Source organism: Bacillus sp. FSL R10-2201, from assembly GCF_038008665.1.
GTDB classification, from domain to species: domain Bacteria; phylum Bacillota; class Bacilli; order Bacillales; family Bacillaceae_G; genus Bacillus_A; species Bacillus_A mycoides.
Genome location: NZ_JBBOZP010000001.1, coordinates 1841687 through 1862733, shown reverse-complemented (window position 1 = coordinate 1862733; position 21047 = coordinate 1841687). Strand labels below are relative to the sequence as shown.

Sequence of the window (21047 nt, the reverse complement as noted above, 5' to 3'; positions counted from 1 at the left end):
AAAAACTACTTTATCAACTCTATATTTTAGGAGATCTTCTATTTTTAGATTGCTGTTCATACGCATATCCAATATTAAAAAGTTCTTTTTCACCAAACTGTTTCCCAACAAACACTACGCCTACCGGCTGACCATCAGAATCATACCCTGCCGGCACTGCTAATTCTGGATAACCAGCCACAGCTGATAGAAGAACTTCATCATTATTAATCATCACAAGAGCATCCAAACCTTTTTCTACTAAATACCTATCTATCTCTTTTCTTGCATTTTCTTGACTCGTTTGAACTACTTTTTCAAACTCACCTTTCGTTATAGCAGATTTTTCAGAGCCCTCAATTAATGTTTGTCCATATTTCATTCGTCTTTTACTATCTTTTTTATTAAACGCTATAATCTCTTCTAACGATTTTACAGGCACATTTTTTTGCTTCGAAAGATAGTCGTTAACATTATGCTTGAACTCATATTCTAATGTTTGCAGATTATCTACACCCTCGCTGTTTAACTGAATATCATCACTCAATATCGCACCTGCATCTTGAATGTCTTTTCTAATCTTTTCTGCTACTGCTTTTCTATTTTCATCTTGTTGATCTACAGAAAAAAGAATCCCTATCTTTTTCCCTTTTAATCCATCTATCGATAAATCATTCGTATAATTTATTCTATCTCTATCTTTCATTTTTTCTGTCATAGCATCTTTTTCATCATAACTTACCATTGTATTAAATAACGTTGCCGCGTCTTTTACCGTTCTTGCCATAGGCCCTGCAGTATCAAGCGTTTCAGCTAACGGAATAATTCCAGTTCTACTAATCATACCTAAAGATGGACGTAATCCAACTACTGATTGCTGGGATGCTGGTGCTACAATTGATCCAGTCGTTTCTGTGCCAATCGCAAGCGGTGCAAAATCTGCTGCAACTACTGTAGCAGATCCAGAACTTGATCCCGATGTATCAAACGTAATCGGACCGTATGGATTTAAATTTTGTCCTTTCTTCCCACTATATCCACTTGGCATTGTAAAATATAAATAATTTGCCCATTCAGACATATTCGCTTTTCCTAAAACAAAAGCACCTTCTTCTTTCAACTTCTTCACGATCGTCGCATCTTCATCTGCAATCCAATCTTTTAATACATAAGTTCCTGCGCTTGTCGGCATCACTTTTTCCGTTTGTATATTATCTTTTACAATGACAGGAATGCCATATAAGTTCGATTTCTTCTTTAACGCTCTCTCTTTATCTAACTTTCGTGCTGCTTCCATCGCATTAGGATTAATCTCTGTAACAGCATTTAATGATATTCCACTTTGGTCGTGTTCTTGTATTCTAAAAAGATAAATACTCGCTAATTCTTCATATGATAATTTCCCATCATCAACCATTTTTTGAAGCTCATCCACAGTCGCATTTACAACTTCTTTTTCTTTTATCTTTATATTATCTATGTCGATCCCCTTAAGCTGATTATGTATCGGTTTTAACACTCTGTCTTTATCATATACAATACGCTCAGGTTCCTTTTGAAAATAATTTTTATACACGTAATATCCTCCGGCACATGCCAATAGAACAATACCTCCGGCGATAGACAACGTTATCTTTACCCATTTTTTCATGTTGCTTCCTCCACTCTAAAAGTTGCTCATTTATATAAAAAAGAGAGTTACCTTTTACTTAACTCTCTCCAATCAAAATGCTAAATGAAAAAATGAAAGATTTCAATCTAATTACTTTTTTTTTGCATTTGCTTCGCTAACAATTCCTTCACCTGATTATATGTTAATCCTGAATTTTTATTTAAACGTTTCACTTCATCAACATCAGTACCTACCACTGTATATTTTTTCTCATCATTCATTTTTCTACTTCCTTTCTCACCGGATTATTTCTTATATTTCTTCCCTAAACTCTTATAAATTAACACAAATACAAATAAGGAAACTACACTAAATTCAATAACTAAAAGGAGTTCTGTTGCGTAAGAGGAATAGATAGAAAAATGTCGAATTTATTATACTTGTTGAATTTGAGGACTTGGAGGATACATTTTGAAAAAATATGAGTTTAAAAATAACATTCCAACATTGGAAGAGTACAAATATTTGTGCGAGTCTGTGGGATGGACTAATTATATGAATTTTGAAGTGGTGGAAACATCACTGAAGAATTCTGTTCACTGCATCACAGTCAAGGATAATGAACAAATTGTGGGTATGGGGAGAATTGTTGGTGATGGGGCTATCTATTTCTATATTCAAGATATAGTAGTCCATCCAGATTATCAGAAAAATGGAATCGGGAAAGAAATCATGCATATTTTGGTTGAATACTTAAATCAGAATGCCCCTGATAAGGCATTTGTCGGTTTGTTTGCATCACAAGGTAAAGAATCGTTCTATGAAAAATATGATTTTAAAGATTACTCACCAAACATGACGGGGATGTTTACTGTAATTTCAAAAAAATAAACATAATAGATTTTTAATTATACGTCATCAATATTAAAGAAATTGTTCTCACAGTAATGCTTATCTTAAATAAGATCTTCCACGATTGGGTGTGAATATTAAATAAGAAAGGACAGTAGATAGTATATATACTATCTACTGTCCTTTCATTTATCTAACTTTTTTAATTTTGATTTTGAATTGTATTTTTTAATAAAATTTCACTACATCTTCAGTAGGTAAGAATGTTCTTTCCCCTGGTTGTTCATTTGGCTCACCAAATGGCATTTGTCCTACTAAGCTCCACTCTGCTGGAATGTTCCAAGTTGCTTTCACTTCAGCATCTACGATTGGATTGTAATGTTGTAATGACGCTCCAATTCCTTCAGCCGATAATAGCATCCATACAGTATGTTGTAGCATTGCATTTCCTTGATGAGACCAGAATGGGAACTGATCTTTATACAATGGTGCATTTTCTTGCATTTTTTCTACTGTTGCTTGATCTTCAAAGAATAGAACTGTTCCTACACCTGCATGGAAGCCTTTTAGTCTTTCTACTGTTGCTTCAAAATTTTCTGCTGGCACGCGTGATCTAAGCGTTTCTTTTACGATATCCCAAAACTTTTCATGCTCTCCATCCATTAATACAACCATACGGCCACTTTGCATATTGAAAGAAGTTGGTGCGTGTAAAGCTGTTTTTAAAACTTCTTCAATTCTTTCTTTTGTAATTGTAGCGTTTTTTGTTACTTTACGAATTGAACGACGGTTCACGATTGCTTCTTTTAAATTTGTTGTAGTTGCTGACATTTTAATTCCTCCAAATATATGTTTTATTATTTTTATTTAAACAAATCAACTTGAGTCTTTCATGCAAGACGAATTAGCAATATCCATCCGTCTTACATTGCATACCTTCAAATGAATTTGTTTTATCCTTTTCGATTTCTTTATCAATTACTCTTTCTAGCGTTTCTTTACTAGCAAGTCCTTGAATGACTTCATCTCCAATCATGACAGTTGGAACAGCCATAATATTTGCTTCATCATATGCATGCTGAATTGCTTCTTGATGTTTTTCTTTATATTTACGATTTACTAAAGCATCTTTAAATTCAGCTTCAGGAAGCCCTACTTCTACCGCTAATTTCGTTAATACATCAATATCTTCAATGTTTTGCTCTTCTTGGAAAAACGCAGTAAATACTCGGTGATGATACTCATTTCCAAGTCCACGCTCTTTCGCGAATTGGCACCCTTCAAAAGCTAAATGTGTATATGGATGCGGAGAAACGCGTGGCAGACGCATTTCAACCCCTAATTTTTTTGCAGTAGGAAGAATGAAAGAATCCCATGAACCTAACTTATCTGGCTCGTTCCAAGGATCTATTTTAGAATATGGACTTGGACGCAATTCAAATGGCATCCATTCGATTTCTACATCTTTCTCTTTCGCTACTTCATCTAATGGGCCTTTTGCTAAAAAGCAAAACGGGCATATAAAATCTGAGTATACTTTCATTTTTACAGTCATATCTTTTACACCTTACCTTCTTTTTATTTTTAGATGTAACCAAAACAGTTACAATTTTAAGAAAAAAATATGCATTCTCTTTTAGAGACTTGCAATTATCATATTATGCTTTCATTTTTTGTTGTAAAGATTCAAATAACTGCCCCATCGTAATATTTCTCAACACTTCTTCCATCGCAGATTGCGCCTGAACTAAAATAACCTCTAAAACAGCTTGAATATTCGCCCCAATTGGACAGTCTGGATTCGGTTTTTCATGAATGTGAAATAGTTTGTCTTCTTCTACTACATTCACTGCATGGTACACATCTAACAATGTGATTTCATGTGAATCCTTTAATAATCCCGCGCCACCTGGTCCGCGATTTACGTAAACAAATCCAGATTGTTTCAAGTAAGACATTATTTTACGAATGACTACCGGATTTGTATTTACACTCTCGGCCATATAGTCTGAAGTGCAAACTGAAGATGGATTGTTTTTCAAAATAGATAAAATATGAACAGCTATAGAAAAGCGGCTACTAATTTTCATCGTGATCACCACCTCGATGTAATCATTATAGTTACAACAGAAAAATAAGTCAATCCTTTTTACAAATTTTTTAAAGCAAATAAAAAAGTGCCCCATTACAATATATGAGACACCTCTCCTTATTCTGCAAACAAGTCTTGGAATTCTTCAATAAATAGCTGTACAGCGAGTGAAGAATCCTTTAATGAAGGAACAGCTAAAGCAATTTCTCTCCATACTTGTGGTTCCAATTCTCTCGTTTGTATATTCTTTGGTAAACTCGTTAAAGATAACTCAGCCAAAATTGCGATTCCTAATCCTTCTTGAATCATATTTAAAGCTGTTGTAACTGTGGAAATTATATATTCAGCCCGAAGTGGTACGTTCGCTTGTTTAAACATATCGATAATGGGTGGTTCGTACCCACCCTTACATAATATGATCGGTTCATTCTCTAAATCACCTATTGTAATAGAATCGTTCTTACAAAGAGGATGATCCTCTCTTAAGACAACAACCATTTTCCCCTTCGTTAAGGGCACGATCTCCATATCTTTATTAGGCAAAATAACAATTCCTATATCAACAACCCTCGATACTAACCAATCTTCAACTTCTTTAATCGTGCCTTCACAAAGAACGACTTCTAAGTTCGGATACTTCTCCTTAAAAAGATTTATCATTTTGGGTAAGAAATGTGCAGAAGCACTCGGAAAACTCCCAATTCGAATCGTCCCAATTTCGTGCCCTTTCTCCATCGCTACTTCTTGTTCAATCTTCTCAACGCCGTTTAAGATTTCTCTAATATGTACAAGAATTCTATTTCCAACATCCGTAACGATTAGCCCTTTTCGTTTATCGCGTATAAGAATGGTAACTCCTAACTCTGACTCAATGCTTGAAATCGCATGACTTACAGCTGGCTGTGTCATATTTAACATCCCAGCAGCCTTCGTAAAACTCCCTAATTCAACCGTTTTAATTAAAACTTGAAGTTGTGTAATGGTCATAACTAATCACTTATACTCCTTATAAAAAAGATTCATTTTATTTATCATAGTCGATATCATATCATAGTGAAATGGAATACAACAAGGAGGGATTACAGTGACACAGCTTTCTCGAACTAAGACTGCCATAATCCTTACATTTCTCGTTATTATGTGGGGAATTAATTGGCCGTTATCAAAATTCGCTCTGCATTACACACCACCCGTACTCTTTGCAGGGATTAGAACATTAATAGGAGGATTTATCTTACTTACTTTCGCATTACCGAAATACAAACAATTAAATTTAAAGGAAACTTGGCATTTATACTTTATTTCATCTTTACTCAATATTATTTTGTTTTACGGACTACAAACTGTCGGACTTCAGTATATGCCCGCCGGACTCTTCTCCGCAATCGTATTTCTCCAACCTGTCTTACTCGGCATTTTCTCATGGATTTGGCTTGAAGAATCTATGTACGGCTTGAAAATTTTCGGACTTATTCTTGGATTTATTGGTGTTGGGGTTATTAGCTCTAGTAGTTTAACTGGACATATTTCTATTATCGGTGTACTACTTGCTTTAGGGTGCGCTATCGGCTGGGCACTCGGCACAGTATTTATTAAGAAAACTGGACACCGCGTTAATGCCATTTGGATGGTAACACTTCAGCTTATTATTGGCGGACTTTGCTTAATCGGATTTGGTTCAGAATTTGAGAGCTGGTCTAACATCGCTTGGAGTATACCATTTGTAAGTGTACTACTATTCATCTCGTTCTTTGTTATTGCAATGGGATGGCTCGCTTACTTTACACTTGTAGGAGCTGGTGAGGCAAGTAAAGTTGGGGCTTATACGTTCCTTATCCCACTGATCGCTATTATTGTAAGTTCAATTTTCTTACATGAGGCCATTACAATTAGCTTATTCATCGGACTTTTATTTATTATCGTAAGCATTTGTTTTGTAAATATAAAGCCGAAAGCACTTGCTGTAAGGCAGCAAGTTGAAGTGAAATAAATAGATATGAGAAAGAGTCTACCACTTGTAGGCTCTTTCTTTTTTACCATTTTATGAGTACAGTCACTTAACATCTTAGCAAAAGGAAAATTTTTCTTTTTTATTGTATGATGATAATTAAGTAGAAAATATTATCTCTAATACATATGTATGGACTAACAATTCTAATCATAAGGGGGAATTATATGGTTTTACAGTATAAAGAATTTGGAGATTCAAGCTCTCCACTTATGGTTTTTATTCATGGGGGCGGAGTCAGTGGATGGATGTGGGACAAACAAATTAAACATTTTACTAACTTTCACTGCCTTGTTCCTGATTTACCCGAGCAAGGGAAAAATAGTAGTAAGGATCATTTTTCAATACACTTTAGTGCTGAAAAAATCATCGAATTAGTTGAAGAAAAAGGACAAGGTAAAACTGTTATAGTAATCGGTTTTTCGTTAGGTGCTCAAGTATTAATTGCAATGCTCAGCATGAAACCAAACTTAATTCAATACGCTATGATAAATAGCGCATTAGTTAAACTAATTCCTTTCGCTAAAACATTAATAAGATCCCTTGGCTTAACCTATCCACTTATAAAGAGTAAGACGTTTTCCAAAATACAAGCAAAATCAATGTGCATAGATGAAACACAATTTGATAACTATTATCATGAAAGTTGTCAAATAAGTAAAAATACATTTGTGAGGATATTAGAAGAAAATATGTCGTTTACAATACCAAAAGGTTTCGAGAATGCTAGTAGCAATATATTAGTGACTGTTGGAGAAAACGAAAAAAGAATCATGAAAGACTCGATGACTGCAATCCTTGAAAGCAATCCTAATTGCACAGGTATTATCATTCCTAAAATCGGTCATGGAATCCCTTTAGCAAATCCCAAACTATTTAATACTTTAATTGAAAACTGGCTTAAGCATGATAACCTACCAGAAGAAGTAATGACAGTCAATTGAGTTCCTTATCTTAATAAACCATGTTGTATTTGTAGCTCTAATCCCCCTCGAAGCTGCTTAATCTCAAAATTTTATTAACAAAGGTCTCATTACTTTCAATGAGACCTTTCAATGTTCCCTACTTTTTACGACGTACTACAAAAACACACGTACCTACGGAAGATACAATCGCTAAAACTGATAAGACAATTGCTATTGTTTGCATATTACTTGTACCTTCATTTTTTTCCACACTAGATACTTCACCATGTTCTCCTGTTAATGATGTACCTTTTGCAATCGTAGTAAGTGAGTGGGGCTTTTCAGCTTTCTCATCGCCTGTCCATTCAACAATTTCTCCATCTTTATATTGTTGATATGCATTCCAAGCTATTTGTTGCTCTTTATCTGGATTTTTAGCAACGAAAGTAAATCGTTGGAACTGACCAGGTAAAATCCCTTCTCCTGTTGCTTCCCATATTACAGTTTTAACTTTTCCAGCTGCATCTTTTTGTTCTTCCACTTTCCACCCTGGCACTGGCTCGTACTGTTGAAACTCGACTCCAGACGGTATTTTCAGTGTGACTTTTGTTGTTGCCATATTCTTTTCAACAGGTACCTTTATTGTATAAGTCTCCCAAGAGCTAACGTCAGAAGTTGCTGGTTTCACAGTTACGTGAGCACTAACAGGTAACGAAAAAATACCCATTGCAATTATTGTTGCGATCATTGTTGTTCCTAATTTTTTTATACGTTTCATTTTCTATAAACTCCTTTTCATTTATAACGTCTTTTTTATCTGCCACCTACAATAAATTTATAATCCGTATCGAAACTATCAAGAGATTTTGTTAATCCGTGAACTTGTATATCCCAGTTTCCTGTCATGTTAATATACATACCTTCCGCTTCATATTCTCCCGGTGACACTGCCGAAACTTTAAATGAACCTTTGCCCATATTCATATCTAAAGATTGAGTCGTCAATACAATTTGTTCCATATCAGTAACAGGCTGTCCATTCTCATCCTTCAAAGTAATATGAAATGTATTCTGTCCTACCTTATTAGGACTTACATGTAAAGTAAGTTCATATCCATTATCTAATTGTTTACTCTCTGTAAAAGGTCCCGTAGGAGGCATCGGCGGCGTTTGTACATTTGTCATAAAAGCTACGATTACGAAAACGATAATTCCAATGATAAACTCTACTTTCACCGTAGCTCCTAACCTTTGCTGCGCTCGCATTCTCCCTTTCACATAATGAATAATTCCCAATATCCCCATACACACGAATAAAAGTATCTTTGCTAATAAGGCCAATCCATACTTCGTATCAAATAGGGAATGGATCGTGGGAATAAAAAATGTACTGTTAAAAAGACCCGTTAATAAAATCACTATGACAGCACCTGTTGCCCATGGCGAAAAACGCTTAATCGCATCCCAATACATAGTCCACTTGTCAGCCTCTTTACGTAACAGAAGAACAATCGATGATAGCCCCCCCATCCATAACGAAGCTGCGAATAAATGCAGAAAGTCCATAACGACAGCAATTTCTTTAAACTTTAATCCATATGCATGACTATTGAAGGCTTTCATAACAAGTAACCCAATAAATAATACAATTGGAATGCTCCATACTTTAAACGACGAAACCCTCTCACTCTTCACTGCAAAATATGTAACAATCATAAGCGTACTAATAAGAGCCATTTGAGTGATCCATACATAACCAAAAACAGATAGCTGTAATGTTTCTTTTAATAATAAAGGATCGAATGCTTCTAGCCATGAAACATCAGCATTTATTTTCGCTTGCAACGGTAAATTGAAAAGTAAACTAATGAATATCCCAAATAATGATATCCATATTATTTTCTTACTCCTCGACTGAACTTGACTTGCACTTCCTTTATAAAGGATAAGATTAAATAATAGAACACCAATAAATAGAGAAAAACTTGTATATAAAATTCCGCGTTCCATAATCATATCGATTTGGGGAACATAGCCCATCTCTTCTACTTTTATATCATCTGTTCCCGCTTCTGCTAATCCAATACGGAATGGAATAACTCCTTGAATCGGATGTCCATCAGCTGAAATAGCTTTCCACTGAATAGAGTAGAGACCATTTTTGAGATTCTCTTTTAACCCAGCCTCTAATATTTTTTTGTTTTTCTTATCAATATGTGCATCTTTTAAATCTACTCTTTTACCTGAGGTGTCTCTTACGAACAATGTATTAAAACTTGAAACTTGTATGTCCTCATCGAATTCAATTTTCACAACAGATGGTGCTTTCTTTAACGTTTCATTTTCAGCAGGATTTGATTTCACAACATACGCATGAGCAGATGCGCTTTTTGGTATCAATATGATAAACACGCACGCTATTAATAGCCATGCCCCTAACCTTCGTATTACTTTCACAATCATTTCACTTCTTTCTTTTTCGTCACTACACTTTCATTACTTTTTACTTCCCAAGTTTTATTTCTTGATAAAATATTAACCTGATTAAGTATAAGGATTTATTTAGTATCACTCTCTATTTATTCCTCACCTCTACACTTCTAACAAAATAGTAGCTACTTATATATATATTACTTATATTTTTAAAGTAGATTATCATTATAGCATAAAATATATTTATGTAAGTTTCTAAAGAAGAAAAGTTATCGTGAATCATTTGTGAAAAAAGTGTGAAATAACCTCCCAAATAAAGAGAAATACATAAATTAAAAAGGCGTTACGTTATTACGTAACACCTTTTCTCAAGGATAAACTTCCTTTATTTCGCTTCCGGATAATCACAATACTCAATGATTGTTCCCTCTGTATCCGCTGGGTTAAGATATATTAATCTTCTACCGTGTTTATTAATTCGAAGCGTATGTTCTAACGTTCGAATCCCTTGTTCCTTTAATTCTTCTAAAGCTACATCTAAATCGTCTACACGATACGCAACATGATGGACACCTTTCCCTTTTTGCTTTATAAATCGTGCTATTGGAGAAGTTGTATTATTCGTTGGCGCAAGTAATTCGATTCTATCACCAGCAACTTCAAGAATAGCTACTTCGCTTTCAACACCAGGTGCTTCACTTACGTATCGATCTATTAAAGTTCCTGATAAAACCTTTTCATAAAACTGTATCGTACTATCTATATCACGAACTGCGATCCCGATATGGTCAATTGTTTTTTTCATTTTATTTCCCCTATTACTTTATTTTTTCTATTCTTATCAATAGTAACAAAAAAAGTTATAGAATCAAATTCTATAACTTTTTTCATTTAACTTATTTTCTTATTCGCACTAGCTGCTGGGCGAACTTGATTTTTCGCTTTTAAAATGCTAATGCCATATCCGATAAATCCACCGATAATCGCTGGGAAGATCCAGCCTAATCCTACTTCCTGCATCGGAAGGAATTTAGTGAACACACGGCTTACTACTTCAATGTTAACTCCAGCTGCACTTAATCCATCAAATAAGCTGATGATAAACGTTACGATTAAACTCACTTGATAAACTTCAGCTCTTCCTTTGAATAATGAATGGAAGAATGTTAAGAAAATCAACACGATTGCTAGTGGATAAATCGCTGTTAATACTGGAACAGAAACTGCGATTAGTTGTGTTAATCCAACATTTGCAACAATAGCACTAAACACACATAACGTAATTGCAATTGCTTTGTAAGGAACATTTGGAAATAACTTATGGAAGAATGAAGAGCATGCTGATACAAGTCCCACACTTGTTGTTAAACAAGCAACTGTAATCATTAACCCTAATAATACTCCGCCATATGATCCGAAATAGTAGTTAGAAACTTTTGCTAATACTTCTCCGCCGTTTTCTAAATGTCCAAGCTTCGCAACGCTTGAAGCTCCCATATAAGAAAGAGCTGTATAAATAATTGCTAAAATAGATGCTGCGATCAGTGTTGCTTTTGCACAAACAACCATAATTTGTGTTTTCGTTTTCGCACCTTTTTCTTTAATTGCATTAATAATGATGATCCCAAATACGAACGATGCAAGCGTGTCCATCGTTAAGTATCCTTCTTGGAATCCTTTGAAAAATGCATGTGATGTATACCCTTCAACTGGTGCTTGCATTTCTCCAATCGGATGAATAAAAGCAACGATTACTAAAATACCGATGAATGTCAATTTAATTGGCGTTAAGATTTTTCCAACAATATCGACAATTTTCGCAGGATTTAGCGAAAAAAAACAAGTGATGCTAAAGAATATAATTGTAAAAAGAATTAACGGTGTAGAACCTAATCCCTCTGGCATAAAAGGCTTAAGACCAATTTCATAAGAAACATTTCCTGTTCTTGGTATTGCAAATAACGGACCGATTGCTAAGTATAAAACTGTTGTAAACACAATCCCAAACACTGGGTGAGCACGACTTGCTAATGACTGTAAATCATCTTTACCTGAAAAACCAAAGGCTAATACACCTAGTAATGGTAAACCTACTCCTGTTACTAAAAATCCAGCGTTAGCAATCCATACATTCTCTCCTGCCGATTGACCTAGCATAGCTGGGAAAATTAAATTTCCTGCTCCAAAAAATAGTGCAAATAACATTAATCCAATAACTACTATGAACGAAAACGGTACTTTATTCGCCATAATATAACCCCCCATTCAAATTTCCTTATCTCATTTTCCAATTTTAACTAATTGAATTTTCTGAATATTTAATTTAAGTATCAACTATTCTTGAACTCATTATAGTTTGATATATAATATTTTGCAATACTATTTTCAAACTTTTCTTTTATTTTATAAATATACATTTTTTAACATAGGGAATAGACTAAAAAACCAACATGGTCATCCATGTTGGTTTTTACATTTACTATCATTATTTAAAATTTCGCCGCTACTTTCTTAACGTTCTCTAAACCTTCTTCAACAATTTGCTGTGAGCGATCTGGATATTGATTGTGTCCCTCAATTACAACTGTCTCTGGATTGGTAATTCCCCAGAACCCAAGTACGTTTGTAACGTAATTAACAGCCATTTCCATAGGAGCCATTTGTTCAGAAGAGTAATCTGAACCACGAGCGCCTAAAACAACTACTTTCTTATCACCAGCTAAACCTTCTGGACCGTTCGCTGTATATTTAAACGTTTTTCCAGCTTGAGAAAGATATGAAATATACGTAATTAATGGTGCTGGTACTGTAAAGTTCCATAATGGGAACGCAAATACAACCTTTTCAGCCTCTAAAAATTGATTTAAATATTTATCTACTGTAGCAACTGCCTTCTCTTCTTCAGCTGTTATCTCCATTCCTTGACTACGTTTATATCCACCTGAAATAGCGATATTTCCGTAATACGGAAGATCTAATGCAAATAAATCTAACTCCGTAATTTCTGTATTCGGATTTGCTTCCTTATAAGCACTTACAAATGTTTCATACATTTTTGAACTAATTGCTTGCTCCGCTGGACGATCGTTTGCTTTTACAAATAATACTTTTGACATTGTTTTATTCCCCTCTACTTTTGTATTTTCTTCTTTTTTACCAAACAATGAGCTAAATAACCCCATTTTCTTCACCTAAACTTTCTTATCATATTCATTATTCATCATCATAAAAATTCTTATTCTAATAAAAAGTTCCAATTGATACCTTAACCTAAGTAAATTAAAACTTTTTGTTATTTAATTACCTTATGTAAGTGATTGTAATACACCCGCTTACTTTAGTCAAGTAACTTCTCAAAAAGAAAAATGTCTCGGATTAAAAATAACAAAGAAATATATTTCCTCATTCGAAATGATAAATTCGAAAACACATAAGTGAAATCCCTTGTATAATACAACTAGAGAGAGAAATTCATCTATAGAGAGGATTTATTAATGAGTACTTTAGAAAAGATTCAAACCTTTATCATTCTTGCAGCTGTTATATTCGGGGTTATATTAGGACAATTTAATATGATACATATGCATTCAGAAAAATTTATTGTCCCCTTCTTATTTTTAATGCTTTACGGATTATTCCTCAGCATCCCATTAAATGATATAAAAAATGGCTTCCGTAACTTAAAATTCGCTGGAACAAGCCTAGGTATTAACTTTATATGGACACCTTTTCTTGCTTGGGGATTAGGCGCGTTATTTCTTTCAGATCACCCAGCACTTTGGGTCGGCTTTATTATGTTAATGGTTACTCCGTGTACAGACTGGTATTTAATTTTCACAGAGATTGCAAAAGGTAACGTCGCATTATCTACATCAATTCTACCAGTAAATTTAATTTTACAAGTACTACTGCTTCCAATTTATTTATTTTTATTTGCTGGTGTCATGAAAACTGTAGCGGTTTCTGTTTTAGTAGAAAGTATTGTTATCGTAATCGTCTTACCATTTTTACTTGCGCACGCTACAAAATTCATTATGCATAAAATGAAAAAAGTTGAAACACTTGAGAATAAACTCATTCCGTTTTTCAGCTCTGCTCAAATTGTATTTTTAAGTTTAGCAATAGTAGCGATGTTTGCCTCACAAGGTAAGTACTTATTACAAAATATGAATGTTGTTTTATTGTTACTTATACCAGTATTACTGTTCTTCATAATTAACTTTATACTAGGACAGTTTGTAGGACGTATGATGCATTTATCCTATGAAGACACTGTAAGCCTAAGCTTAACAACATTAGCGAGAAACTCGCCTGTTGCACTCGCAATTGCTGTGACTGCTTTTCCAGACGAGCCTCTTATCGCGCTTGCATTAGTGATTGGACCGTTAATAGAACTACCAGTACTAGCGTGTGTGTCACAAGTGTTATTACTTATTAAGAAAAAACAGCAATACACATAAAAAAAACGTCCTACTTTGGGACGTTTTTTTATTGTCGAGAAAGTATAGAAGTAACGATACTTATCGGCTCTAAGGATTTTATACGTTATAGAAAATTAGCTTGTCGTTACGTTAACAAAGTCTTTCTAATTAAAAATTATAGGGAAAGTAAATATAACGAAAGCTGCCCAAAGTCCGTAAATTGGCAAATACTTCGTAACGGCATCTTGGATAGCTGTCGGTCCTGATTTGTTTTGTAGAAAACGCATATAGGAAAACATAATCCAAATTAGATTTGCCCAGATCAGTATGTTTACTCCTAAGACAGCAAGTCTATTAGGTGTAATCCCGTAAGAAGAAAGTCTGAATACGATGGCTGACAAAGCTACAGTGTCAATAATAAGCGCAAGAACAATTAAGGCAAAATTGATATAATCTGAAATGTTCTTTTTCTCGTCTGATTCACTCTCAACAATGGAAAATATGGTAACAGCCAATACACCAAGGAGTATTCCGTTGAAGGCCATTAGGAAATTGCGGTCCAAGAACGGATTTTTCCCGACCCATATAACCGTTATAAGATAAATCAACAATGTGATCAAGACGAGAGGACTAAAAATTTTAGATATGTATGGTGTAATATTCTTAGCAAGTTTAAGATTCATTGATGCCAAGTATGCAGCCACAATAGCGAGAGCGGCAGCACCAAATAAAATAACATTACTAAAATAGAAGTCTTCTATATTCAAGTCAACAAACCTAAATAACTGCATGGTTAATGCTGCTAGTACCATTCCGCTCACTGCCATGCTGGCGTAGAGAATACAATATTCCAAATTAAATTTAATATAAGCTAATCTCGTACTTCCTTTTGAATATTCATTTCCTGTAAACGCAAGCCCTACTAAGACCCATAAGAATATAGGAAGATGTAAATACGCAAGGATACTGCTGTCTTTATAATTTAATGGCAACATATTAAGATACACCCCGGCAATTAGGAACAATGCTGCAAGGAAATAAATAATACTTTTTTTCGGAGTATTATTGTAAATAAAATAAGCAGCAATAAAGGGAATTACACCAAAAGCCAAGTTAATTGGAGCAATTGCTTCCTGCTCGACAAAATGGAAGATTACCCTGGTGCTTAGCCCTGCCAGAATAGCTAAAATGCCCATGAATAAGAAACCTTTTTGAAACAATGAAGGTTTTTCTGTATTTGCCGTCTCCTTGAAATGCAATCTTTCATACCAAGCACCAAGAACCTGAGAATCAGGGTTTTCATCCCATGCTTGTGAGAATGACTTTTTAAAAGCTTTCGGGTCTTTTCTATACATTCTCTCCAACTCATGAGGGTTATCCATATTTTCAATTATCACATTGTTAACCTCCATATTTATACCTCCTCTAATTTTAAAAATAACGTTGTTACCTTTTCCATAAAAAGCACCACACTTATTTATTCTGATTTTGATTTTAATATAAATTTTATCGTTTTGCAATAAATTTTTATTATTTTAGATAGTATTTTTGTTGTATATTTTTATTCCAAGCAAAAACAAAAAGCATTCCTCATTCAAAGAAATGCTCTATAACTTTTTATAAACATCGGTGTAAGCTACTTTCAGCTGTTCTCTTCATTGCTTGTTTTTATTTTCTAATTCCTTATTTCCCCTTTATATAAAAGAAATGCTCAAAATGATATAAACGTCCAATTTAATAACACCTTTTCAAACAATTATTTCAAATAAATTTTAGTGCTAGTATACAAAACTCTGTAATTATAAAATAAAAAAGCATGACATAAAATTGTCATGCTTTTTCTTTTCTATCTATATTTTCAAACCTAATACAGCACATTTTACTCGGGAAAGAGCTTTTTCATTTGTTGAAACCACTTATGTCCTTGTATAAAAAGTTCTTTACTAATAAGTAATGTAATTACTGCGTTTTTCAAATTAGTAAAGAACTTTTTACCTTTTATTTATATAGCTACAGTCAGTTTTGAAACTTCCTCAAGTAAAGAACTTTTTATCCCGGCTCAATTTTTCGTAAGATGTCTTTATTACTTGATTGAAGGCTATTTTTGCTTTGTTCATATCTCCTAATCAACCATTTCCCAAAATTGAGATGCTACTTTGGAAATTCTTTGATCTTTTAATTTTACTATTACAGGCTCTAACTGAAAATCAAATTGTTTCAATTCAAAAAGCGTTGTATGTTCTAAAAATGATGATGTGTAATCCATTCTTGGAATAACGGATAATCCTAGTCCTCTACTAACAAGTGCTACAACCATCCTTATATCTTTACACTCGATAATGATATTTGGCTTGACTTGATGTTCATCAAATACTTTGAAAAGGTCTTCATTGAAGGAGAGTCCTTCCATTGCTCCTAGCATAATGAATGGAAACTGGGCAATCTGTTCAATCGTCACATGCTGTGATGAAAACGATGTTGCCCAACTTGATGGAATAATCACAGCGGTTGGTTGTTTTTTTAATATTTTCATCTCATATTGTTCACTATTGCCCAATCGTAAAAGTAAGGCAACATCAATTTCTCTTTGTTCTAGTCTTTTTAATAATTCTTCTGAATTTCCAGTTACTATTTTTATTTTGACATTAGGGTACTGCGTTCTAAACGTACTAACATAGTCAATGAGCATATTCGAACATGTAGACGATACACCGATACTTACTGTTCCGCCTATACCTTGTTCAATTTCTTGAATTTGCTGCTTTACATCTTGAATTTGCATTAACATTTGATTGGCATATTGGTATAGTATTTCACCTGTTGCTGTAAGCTCCCATTTTTGACGATATCGATGAATTAAAGTTGTGCCAAGATCAGTTTCAAGCTTTTTTAATAATTGGCTAAGTGGGGGCTGCGCGATATGGAGCACTTCTGCTGCCTTAGAAATGCTTCCTTGTTTCACAATTTCTTTAAAGTAATATAATTGCCTGAAATCCATTGTATCTCTCCGTCATATGTTTTTTGATATAATTAGTGTATCATATATATATTTTTCATATGTCGAATTTAGCGTTATATTTAATTCTATAGCTATAGTCTTTATATTGATAATATTAACTAGAAAGTGAGAGATACTATGAATCATTGGAGTAGAACCTTGAAGCGCATCATCTTATACGTGCTCGGGTTATTTTTTATGTCGATTGGCATTAGCATGTCGATTCAAGCAGGATTTGGTGTATCGCCTGTGTCATCATTAGCATATGCAAGTACGCTAACGATTGGTTTATCGGTTGGTGTGACAATGGCGCTTGCAAATGTTTTATACATTATTATTCAAGTGATATTAAGTAAACGAATGGAGTTAAATGAATTTGTGAGTCAATTCATTATTTCGTTTTTATTTGGTTTTTTCATGGATGCAACGCTCTTCCTTGTACAACTTTTCCCTGCACCTGAAACTCTCCTTGCTCGAAGTGTATATTTGATTGTTAGTTTATTTGTTATAGCGGTCGGTTTAATGGGCTATACAACAGCGAAACTGCCATTAATGCCGTATGATGCGTTAACTTATGCAATTAGTGAAAAATTTAATTTAAAATTCGGTAAAGCAAAAATTTTGAGCGATTTAATAAACATTTGTGTGGCTGGTGCAATCTGTATAGTTTTCATTCAATCATTAGGTTCAATCGGAATCGGCACACTAATTGCCGCCTATTTTATCGGCAAAATTTTAGGGTGGATGATACCGTATTATCAACCACCTCTCCAACAATGGGTATTTAAAACAGAAAAGGCTGTCTAAGGAATCATAATAAAGTACAGGAAAAATAGATGAATCAAATTCCTCAGCCGAAATCAAATAATGAATTTTACACCTTACCAAGTGCCAGTCCACATTAGGAATGGCATTTCTTTATTACTGCCTTTTCTTTGACCTTCTATCACTTTGGTTAAATGATAAAACAAACATTGTATTAAAACTAACCTGCCGTTTAGTTAAAGAAGGATCTTTAAACAACTTTTTTATATTTTAAAAGACTTTATTGCTACTTAACACTATTTCATACCATCTTTTCAAACAATTATTTCAAATAAATTTTAGTGCTAGTATACAAAACTCTGTAATTATAAAATAAAAAAGCATGACATAAAATTGTCATGCTTTTTCTTTTCTATCTATATTTTCAAACCTAATACAGCACATTTTACTCGGGAAAGGGCTTTTTCATTTGTTAAAATCACTTAATTCTCAAACACAAAATTAATCTTATTATCTTTCCACTCTAACTTCGCATCAAACGTTTTCTCGCCTTTTTTAAAGCCTTTAATTAAATCGGTCTTCTCTCCTTTTAATAGTTTCGTCATGTTTTTTTGCGAAATAGCTTTGCTTAAAATCTTCTTCGAGATGGTAAAGTCACATTGTGTTGTATTGTAGTTAGAACAACCGTAAAACGTCGACTTATCAATAACATCGCCATCGCATTTTTTACAGTTCCCGACCTTTTTACCTGTTGTAAATTTCGATCCTTTTCGTTCAATCGATTCAACATGTAATCCGGTGAAATCCCATTTCTCCGACATTTCTACCGCATCTTCAATAATTTTAGCTGATAGCTTTTTCGTTTGCTCCATAAATGTCGCTGGTGAAGCTGTACCTTCTCCAATTTCCGCAAGGCGTTGCTCCCATTTTGCTGTCATTTCTGGTGAAGCTAGTATTTTATCACCGATTGCTGTAATTAATACTTTCCCTTTATCGGTTGCGTACACTTGGTTTTTCTGTACATCTATATATTTACGGTCTTTCAGCATCGTAATGATACCGGCACGAGTCGCTTCCGTACCTAAACCTTCTGTTTTCTTCAATACTTTCTCAAGCTCTTCATTCTCTAAATACTTACCGGCCGTTTTCATTAACGTAATAAGTTGTCCTTCTGTATAACGTTTCGGTGGCTGTGTTTTCCCCTCTTTCACTTTCACCTTTACAACTTTCCCTTGTTCACCTTCAGCTACAATTGGAAGAATCGTTTCGTCATCTTTATCGTCTTGGAAAATGACTTTACGCCATCCTTCTTGAATTTGTTGTTTTCCTTTCGAAATGAACGCAGCACGTTCGTCTACAAGAGTTGTAATCGTTGTGTAGTCAAAGATTGCTACTTCATAATGCGCCGCAATCAGCCTTCTTACGATCATATCGTAAATTTTCTTTTCATCACCTGATAGTTTGCTTGGATTTGTAACTTGCTCTGTCGGTATAATTGCGTAGTGATCTGTAACTTTCTTTTCATTCACATAACGCTTATTATTCATAATCGATTCAATTGGTGCTGGCAATAAACCTTTATATTCATCAAACTGACTTAACTTCTGTAAAATATCAGGGAACGTCGCTGCCTCTCCTTGTGTAACATAGTTAGAATCCGAACGAGGGTAAGAGACAATCCCTTTTTGATATAGTGCTTGCGTTATATCAAGTGTCTTTTTTGGTGAAAATTTAAAGGCTTTATTCGCTGTCGCTTGCAGTGCTGATAAATTAAATAAAAACGGCGGCTGAAACTCTTTACGCTCCGTTTTCATTTCTTTTACTACAGCCGGTTTGTTTTGACAAAACGCTGCAATTTTATTTGCCAAATCAGGGTCATTTAAGCGGGACTCATTATCTTTCTCCCATTTCCCCTCATATTTCTTTCCTTCTATATTAAAGGTTGCGAACACTTCCCAAAACGGCTCTGACTTAAAGTTCTCTATTTCTTTTTCACGCTTTACAATGAGTGCTAATGTTGGTGTTTGTACACGACCAGCGGAAAACACATCATTCATTCCTTTTTTCTTTAGCAAAATACTAAAGACACGCGATGCATTCATACCAACGACCCAGTCAGCGCAAGATCTTGTATATGCTTCGTAATACGTATTAATCGTATCTGCTTCATCTAGTAAGTTTTTAAATCCTTGATAAATAGCTTGCTTCGTTAAAGATGAAATCCAAAGACGCTTCATTGGCTTTTGCACGTTGCAAAGATTAATAATATTTCTTACAATCAGTTCCCCTTCACGCCCAGCATCGCCCGCGTGAATAATTTCTGTTACCTGTGGATTATGTAACAGCTGTTTCACAACGTTAAATTGCTTATACTTTGACTTTGTTACCTCAAATTGAAAACGCTCTGGAATCATCGGCAATGTATTAAGTGACCATTTTTTCCACTCAGCGTGATAATGTTCTGGATTACATAACTGCGTCAAATGACCAATTGCCCATGTACAGTACGCTCCATTTGGAAATAACTCATTTGCTTCTACTTCTAAATACCCATCTTTCCGGCGATATTTAAACTGTGAAACAAGAGCCAAACCTTGATCTGGTTTCTCGGCAATAATTAATTTCATCTTCTAACTCCCTATCTGTATTCCAGTGTTACTTTCATTGTCTATCTGTTTAGAAGCGATGATAAAACAACCATCTTATTTATCATTCGCGGTTTGCCTCACAAATGGGAGACCTATAATATTATACGCTTATTCTTTATGGCTTCACAATAGAAACTCATTATATAACACTTTCTTTCTCATGCTTATAGACAAAAAAGACGCTCAAAAATCGAACATCTTTTCCATTCACTACTACTTGCTTACATATATTCTCTCAAAATAAAAATACAACAATTCTTTATGAAGCATCGTCCACTAAGATAACCATCATTATTTGAAAATTATATTGAACTTACCTTTTTTAAATTGTGCA

19 protein-coding genes are annotated in these 21047 nt (G+C 34.2%); 5 read left to right on the top strand and 14 right to left on the bottom strand.

Annotation, left to right across the window (positions count from 1 at the left end; translation table 11 throughout):
• Positions 1-19 precede the first annotated feature (19 nt).
• A complete protein-coding gene (locus tag NSQ69_RS09680) occupies positions 20-1630 on the bottom strand; it encodes an amidase family protein (RefSeq protein WP_341099201.1) in 1611 nt (536 codons plus the stop codon).
• Between the two features lie 107 nt (positions 1631-1737).
• Entirely contained in the window at positions 1738-1872 is a 135-nt protein-coding gene (locus NSQ69_RS09675) for a hypothetical protein (RefSeq protein ID WP_002012306.1), read from the bottom strand.
• 190 nt (positions 1873-2062) lie between these two features.
• On the opposite strand from NSQ69_RS09675, the gene NSQ69_RS09670 reads away from it, so the two are divergent.
• The gene (locus tag NSQ69_RS09670) at positions 2063-2482 is read left to right on the top strand and encodes a GNAT family N-acetyltransferase (protein WP_002126872.1); all 420 of its coding nucleotides are present in this window, start codon (positions 2063-2065) and stop codon (positions 2480-2482) included.
• A gap of 189 nt (positions 2483-2671) precedes the next feature.
• Here the strand turns inward: NSQ69_RS09670 and NSQ69_RS09665 are convergent, their stop codons facing one another.
• The 4 genes from NSQ69_RS09665 to NSQ69_RS09650 all read right to left on the bottom strand — a co-directional run bounded on the left by NSQ69_RS09665 (position 2672) and on the right by NSQ69_RS09650 (position 5522).
• Positions 2672-3274 (bottom strand): nitroreductase family protein, encoded by a 603-nt coding sequence (locus tag NSQ69_RS09665; protein WP_002135720.1) that lies wholly within the window; start codon positions 3272-3274, stop codon positions 2672-2674.
• A gap of 73 nt (positions 3275-3347) precedes the next feature.
• Positions 3348-3998, bottom strand: a complete 651-nt coding sequence (locus NSQ69_RS09660; RefSeq protein ID WP_002064866.1) for a DsbA family oxidoreductase — start codon at positions 3996-3998, stop codon at positions 3348-3350.
• 103 nt (positions 3999-4101) lie between these two features.
• Positions 4102-4533 (bottom strand): Rrf2 family transcriptional regulator, encoded by a 432-nt coding sequence (locus NSQ69_RS09655; protein WP_003188522.1) that lies wholly within the window; start codon positions 4531-4533, stop codon positions 4102-4104.
• 119 nt (positions 4534-4652) lie between these two features.
• Positions 4653-5522: a LysR family transcriptional regulator gene (locus tag NSQ69_RS09650; RefSeq protein ID WP_003188523.1), complete on the bottom strand. Its 870-nt coding sequence runs from the start codon at positions 5520-5522 to the stop codon at positions 4653-4655.
• 97 nt (positions 5523-5619) lie between these two features.
• Between NSQ69_RS09650 and NSQ69_RS09645 the strand changes: the two genes are divergently transcribed.
• Both NSQ69_RS09645 and NSQ69_RS09640 read left to right on the top strand, forming a co-directional pair.
• The gene (locus tag NSQ69_RS09645) at positions 5620-6525 is read left to right on the top strand and encodes a DMT family transporter (protein WP_002086216.1); all 906 of its coding nucleotides are present in this window, start codon (positions 5620-5622) and stop codon (positions 6523-6525) included.
• A 185-nt stretch (positions 6526-6710) separates the two neighbouring features.
• On the top strand, positions 6711-7487 hold the full coding sequence (locus NSQ69_RS09640) for an alpha/beta fold hydrolase (protein ID WP_016126777.1): 777 nt from the start codon (positions 6711-6713) through the stop codon (positions 7485-7487).
• A 118-nt stretch (positions 7488-7605) separates the two neighbouring features.
• On the opposite strand, the gene NSQ69_RS09635 is transcribed toward NSQ69_RS09640, so the two are convergent.
• From NSQ69_RS09635 to NSQ69_RS09615, 5 genes are all read right to left on the bottom strand, one after another.
• Positions 7606-8226, bottom strand: a complete 621-nt coding sequence (locus NSQ69_RS09635) for a YcnI family copper-binding membrane protein (RefSeq protein ID WP_002126863.1) — start codon at positions 8224-8226, stop codon at positions 7606-7608.
• A gap of 35 nt (positions 8227-8261) precedes the next feature.
• Positions 8262-9911 carry a copper resistance CopC/CopD family protein gene (locus NSQ69_RS09630; RefSeq protein ID WP_003188530.1) on the bottom strand — a complete coding sequence of 550 codons (1650 nt, stop codon included), beginning with the start codon at positions 9909-9911 and terminating at the stop codon, positions 8262-8264.
• A 355-nt stretch (positions 9912-10266) separates the two neighbouring features.
• Positions 10267-10686, bottom strand: coding sequence for a VOC family protein (locus tag NSQ69_RS09625; RefSeq protein ID WP_341099200.1), 420 nt, complete (start codon positions 10684-10686; stop codon positions 10267-10269).
• Between the two features lie 86 nt (positions 10687-10772).
• Positions 10773-12131: a branched-chain amino acid transport system II carrier protein gene (gene brnQ, locus NSQ69_RS09620; RefSeq protein ID WP_002126859.1), complete on the bottom strand. Its 1359-nt coding sequence runs from the start codon at positions 12129-12131 to the stop codon at positions 10773-10775.
• 239 nt (positions 12132-12370) lie between these two features.
• Positions 12371-13063 carry an FMN-dependent NADH-azoreductase gene (locus tag NSQ69_RS09615; protein WP_016126776.1) on the bottom strand — a complete coding sequence of 231 codons (693 nt, stop codon included), beginning with the start codon at positions 13061-13063 and terminating at the stop codon, positions 12371-12373.
• 312 nt (positions 13064-13375) lie between these two features.
• On the opposite strand from NSQ69_RS09615, the gene NSQ69_RS09610 reads away from it, so the two are divergent.
• On the top strand, positions 13376-14341 hold the full coding sequence (locus NSQ69_RS09610; protein WP_003188533.1) for an arsenic resistance protein: 966 nt from the start codon (positions 13376-13378) through the stop codon (positions 14339-14341).
• A 125-nt stretch (positions 14342-14466) separates the two neighbouring features.
• On the opposite strand, the gene NSQ69_RS09605 is transcribed toward NSQ69_RS09610, so the two are convergent.
• Positions 14467-15714, bottom strand: a complete 1248-nt coding sequence (locus NSQ69_RS09605) for a DUF4153 domain-containing protein (RefSeq protein WP_002126853.1) — start codon at positions 15712-15714, stop codon at positions 14467-14469.
• Positions 15715-16424: 710 nt separating this feature from the next.
• Complete coding sequence (locus NSQ69_RS09600) at positions 16425-17300, bottom strand: LysR family transcriptional regulator (protein WP_000347551.1); 876 nt, start codon at positions 17298-17300, stop codon at positions 16425-16427.
• A gap of 138 nt (positions 17301-17438) precedes the next feature.
• On the opposite strand from NSQ69_RS09600, the gene NSQ69_RS09595 reads away from it, so the two are divergent.
• Positions 17439-18107, top strand: coding sequence for a YczE/YyaS/YitT family protein (locus NSQ69_RS09595; RefSeq protein WP_033708127.1), 669 nt, complete (start codon positions 17439-17441; stop codon positions 18105-18107).
• A gap of 440 nt (positions 18108-18547) precedes the next feature.
• Here NSQ69_RS09595 and topB read toward each other — a convergent pair whose 3' ends face one another.
• Positions 18548-20692, bottom strand: a complete 2145-nt coding sequence (gene topB, locus NSQ69_RS09590; protein WP_002012275.1) for a DNA topoisomerase III — start codon at positions 20690-20692, stop codon at positions 18548-18550.
• Positions 20693-21047: the final 355 nt, after the last annotated feature.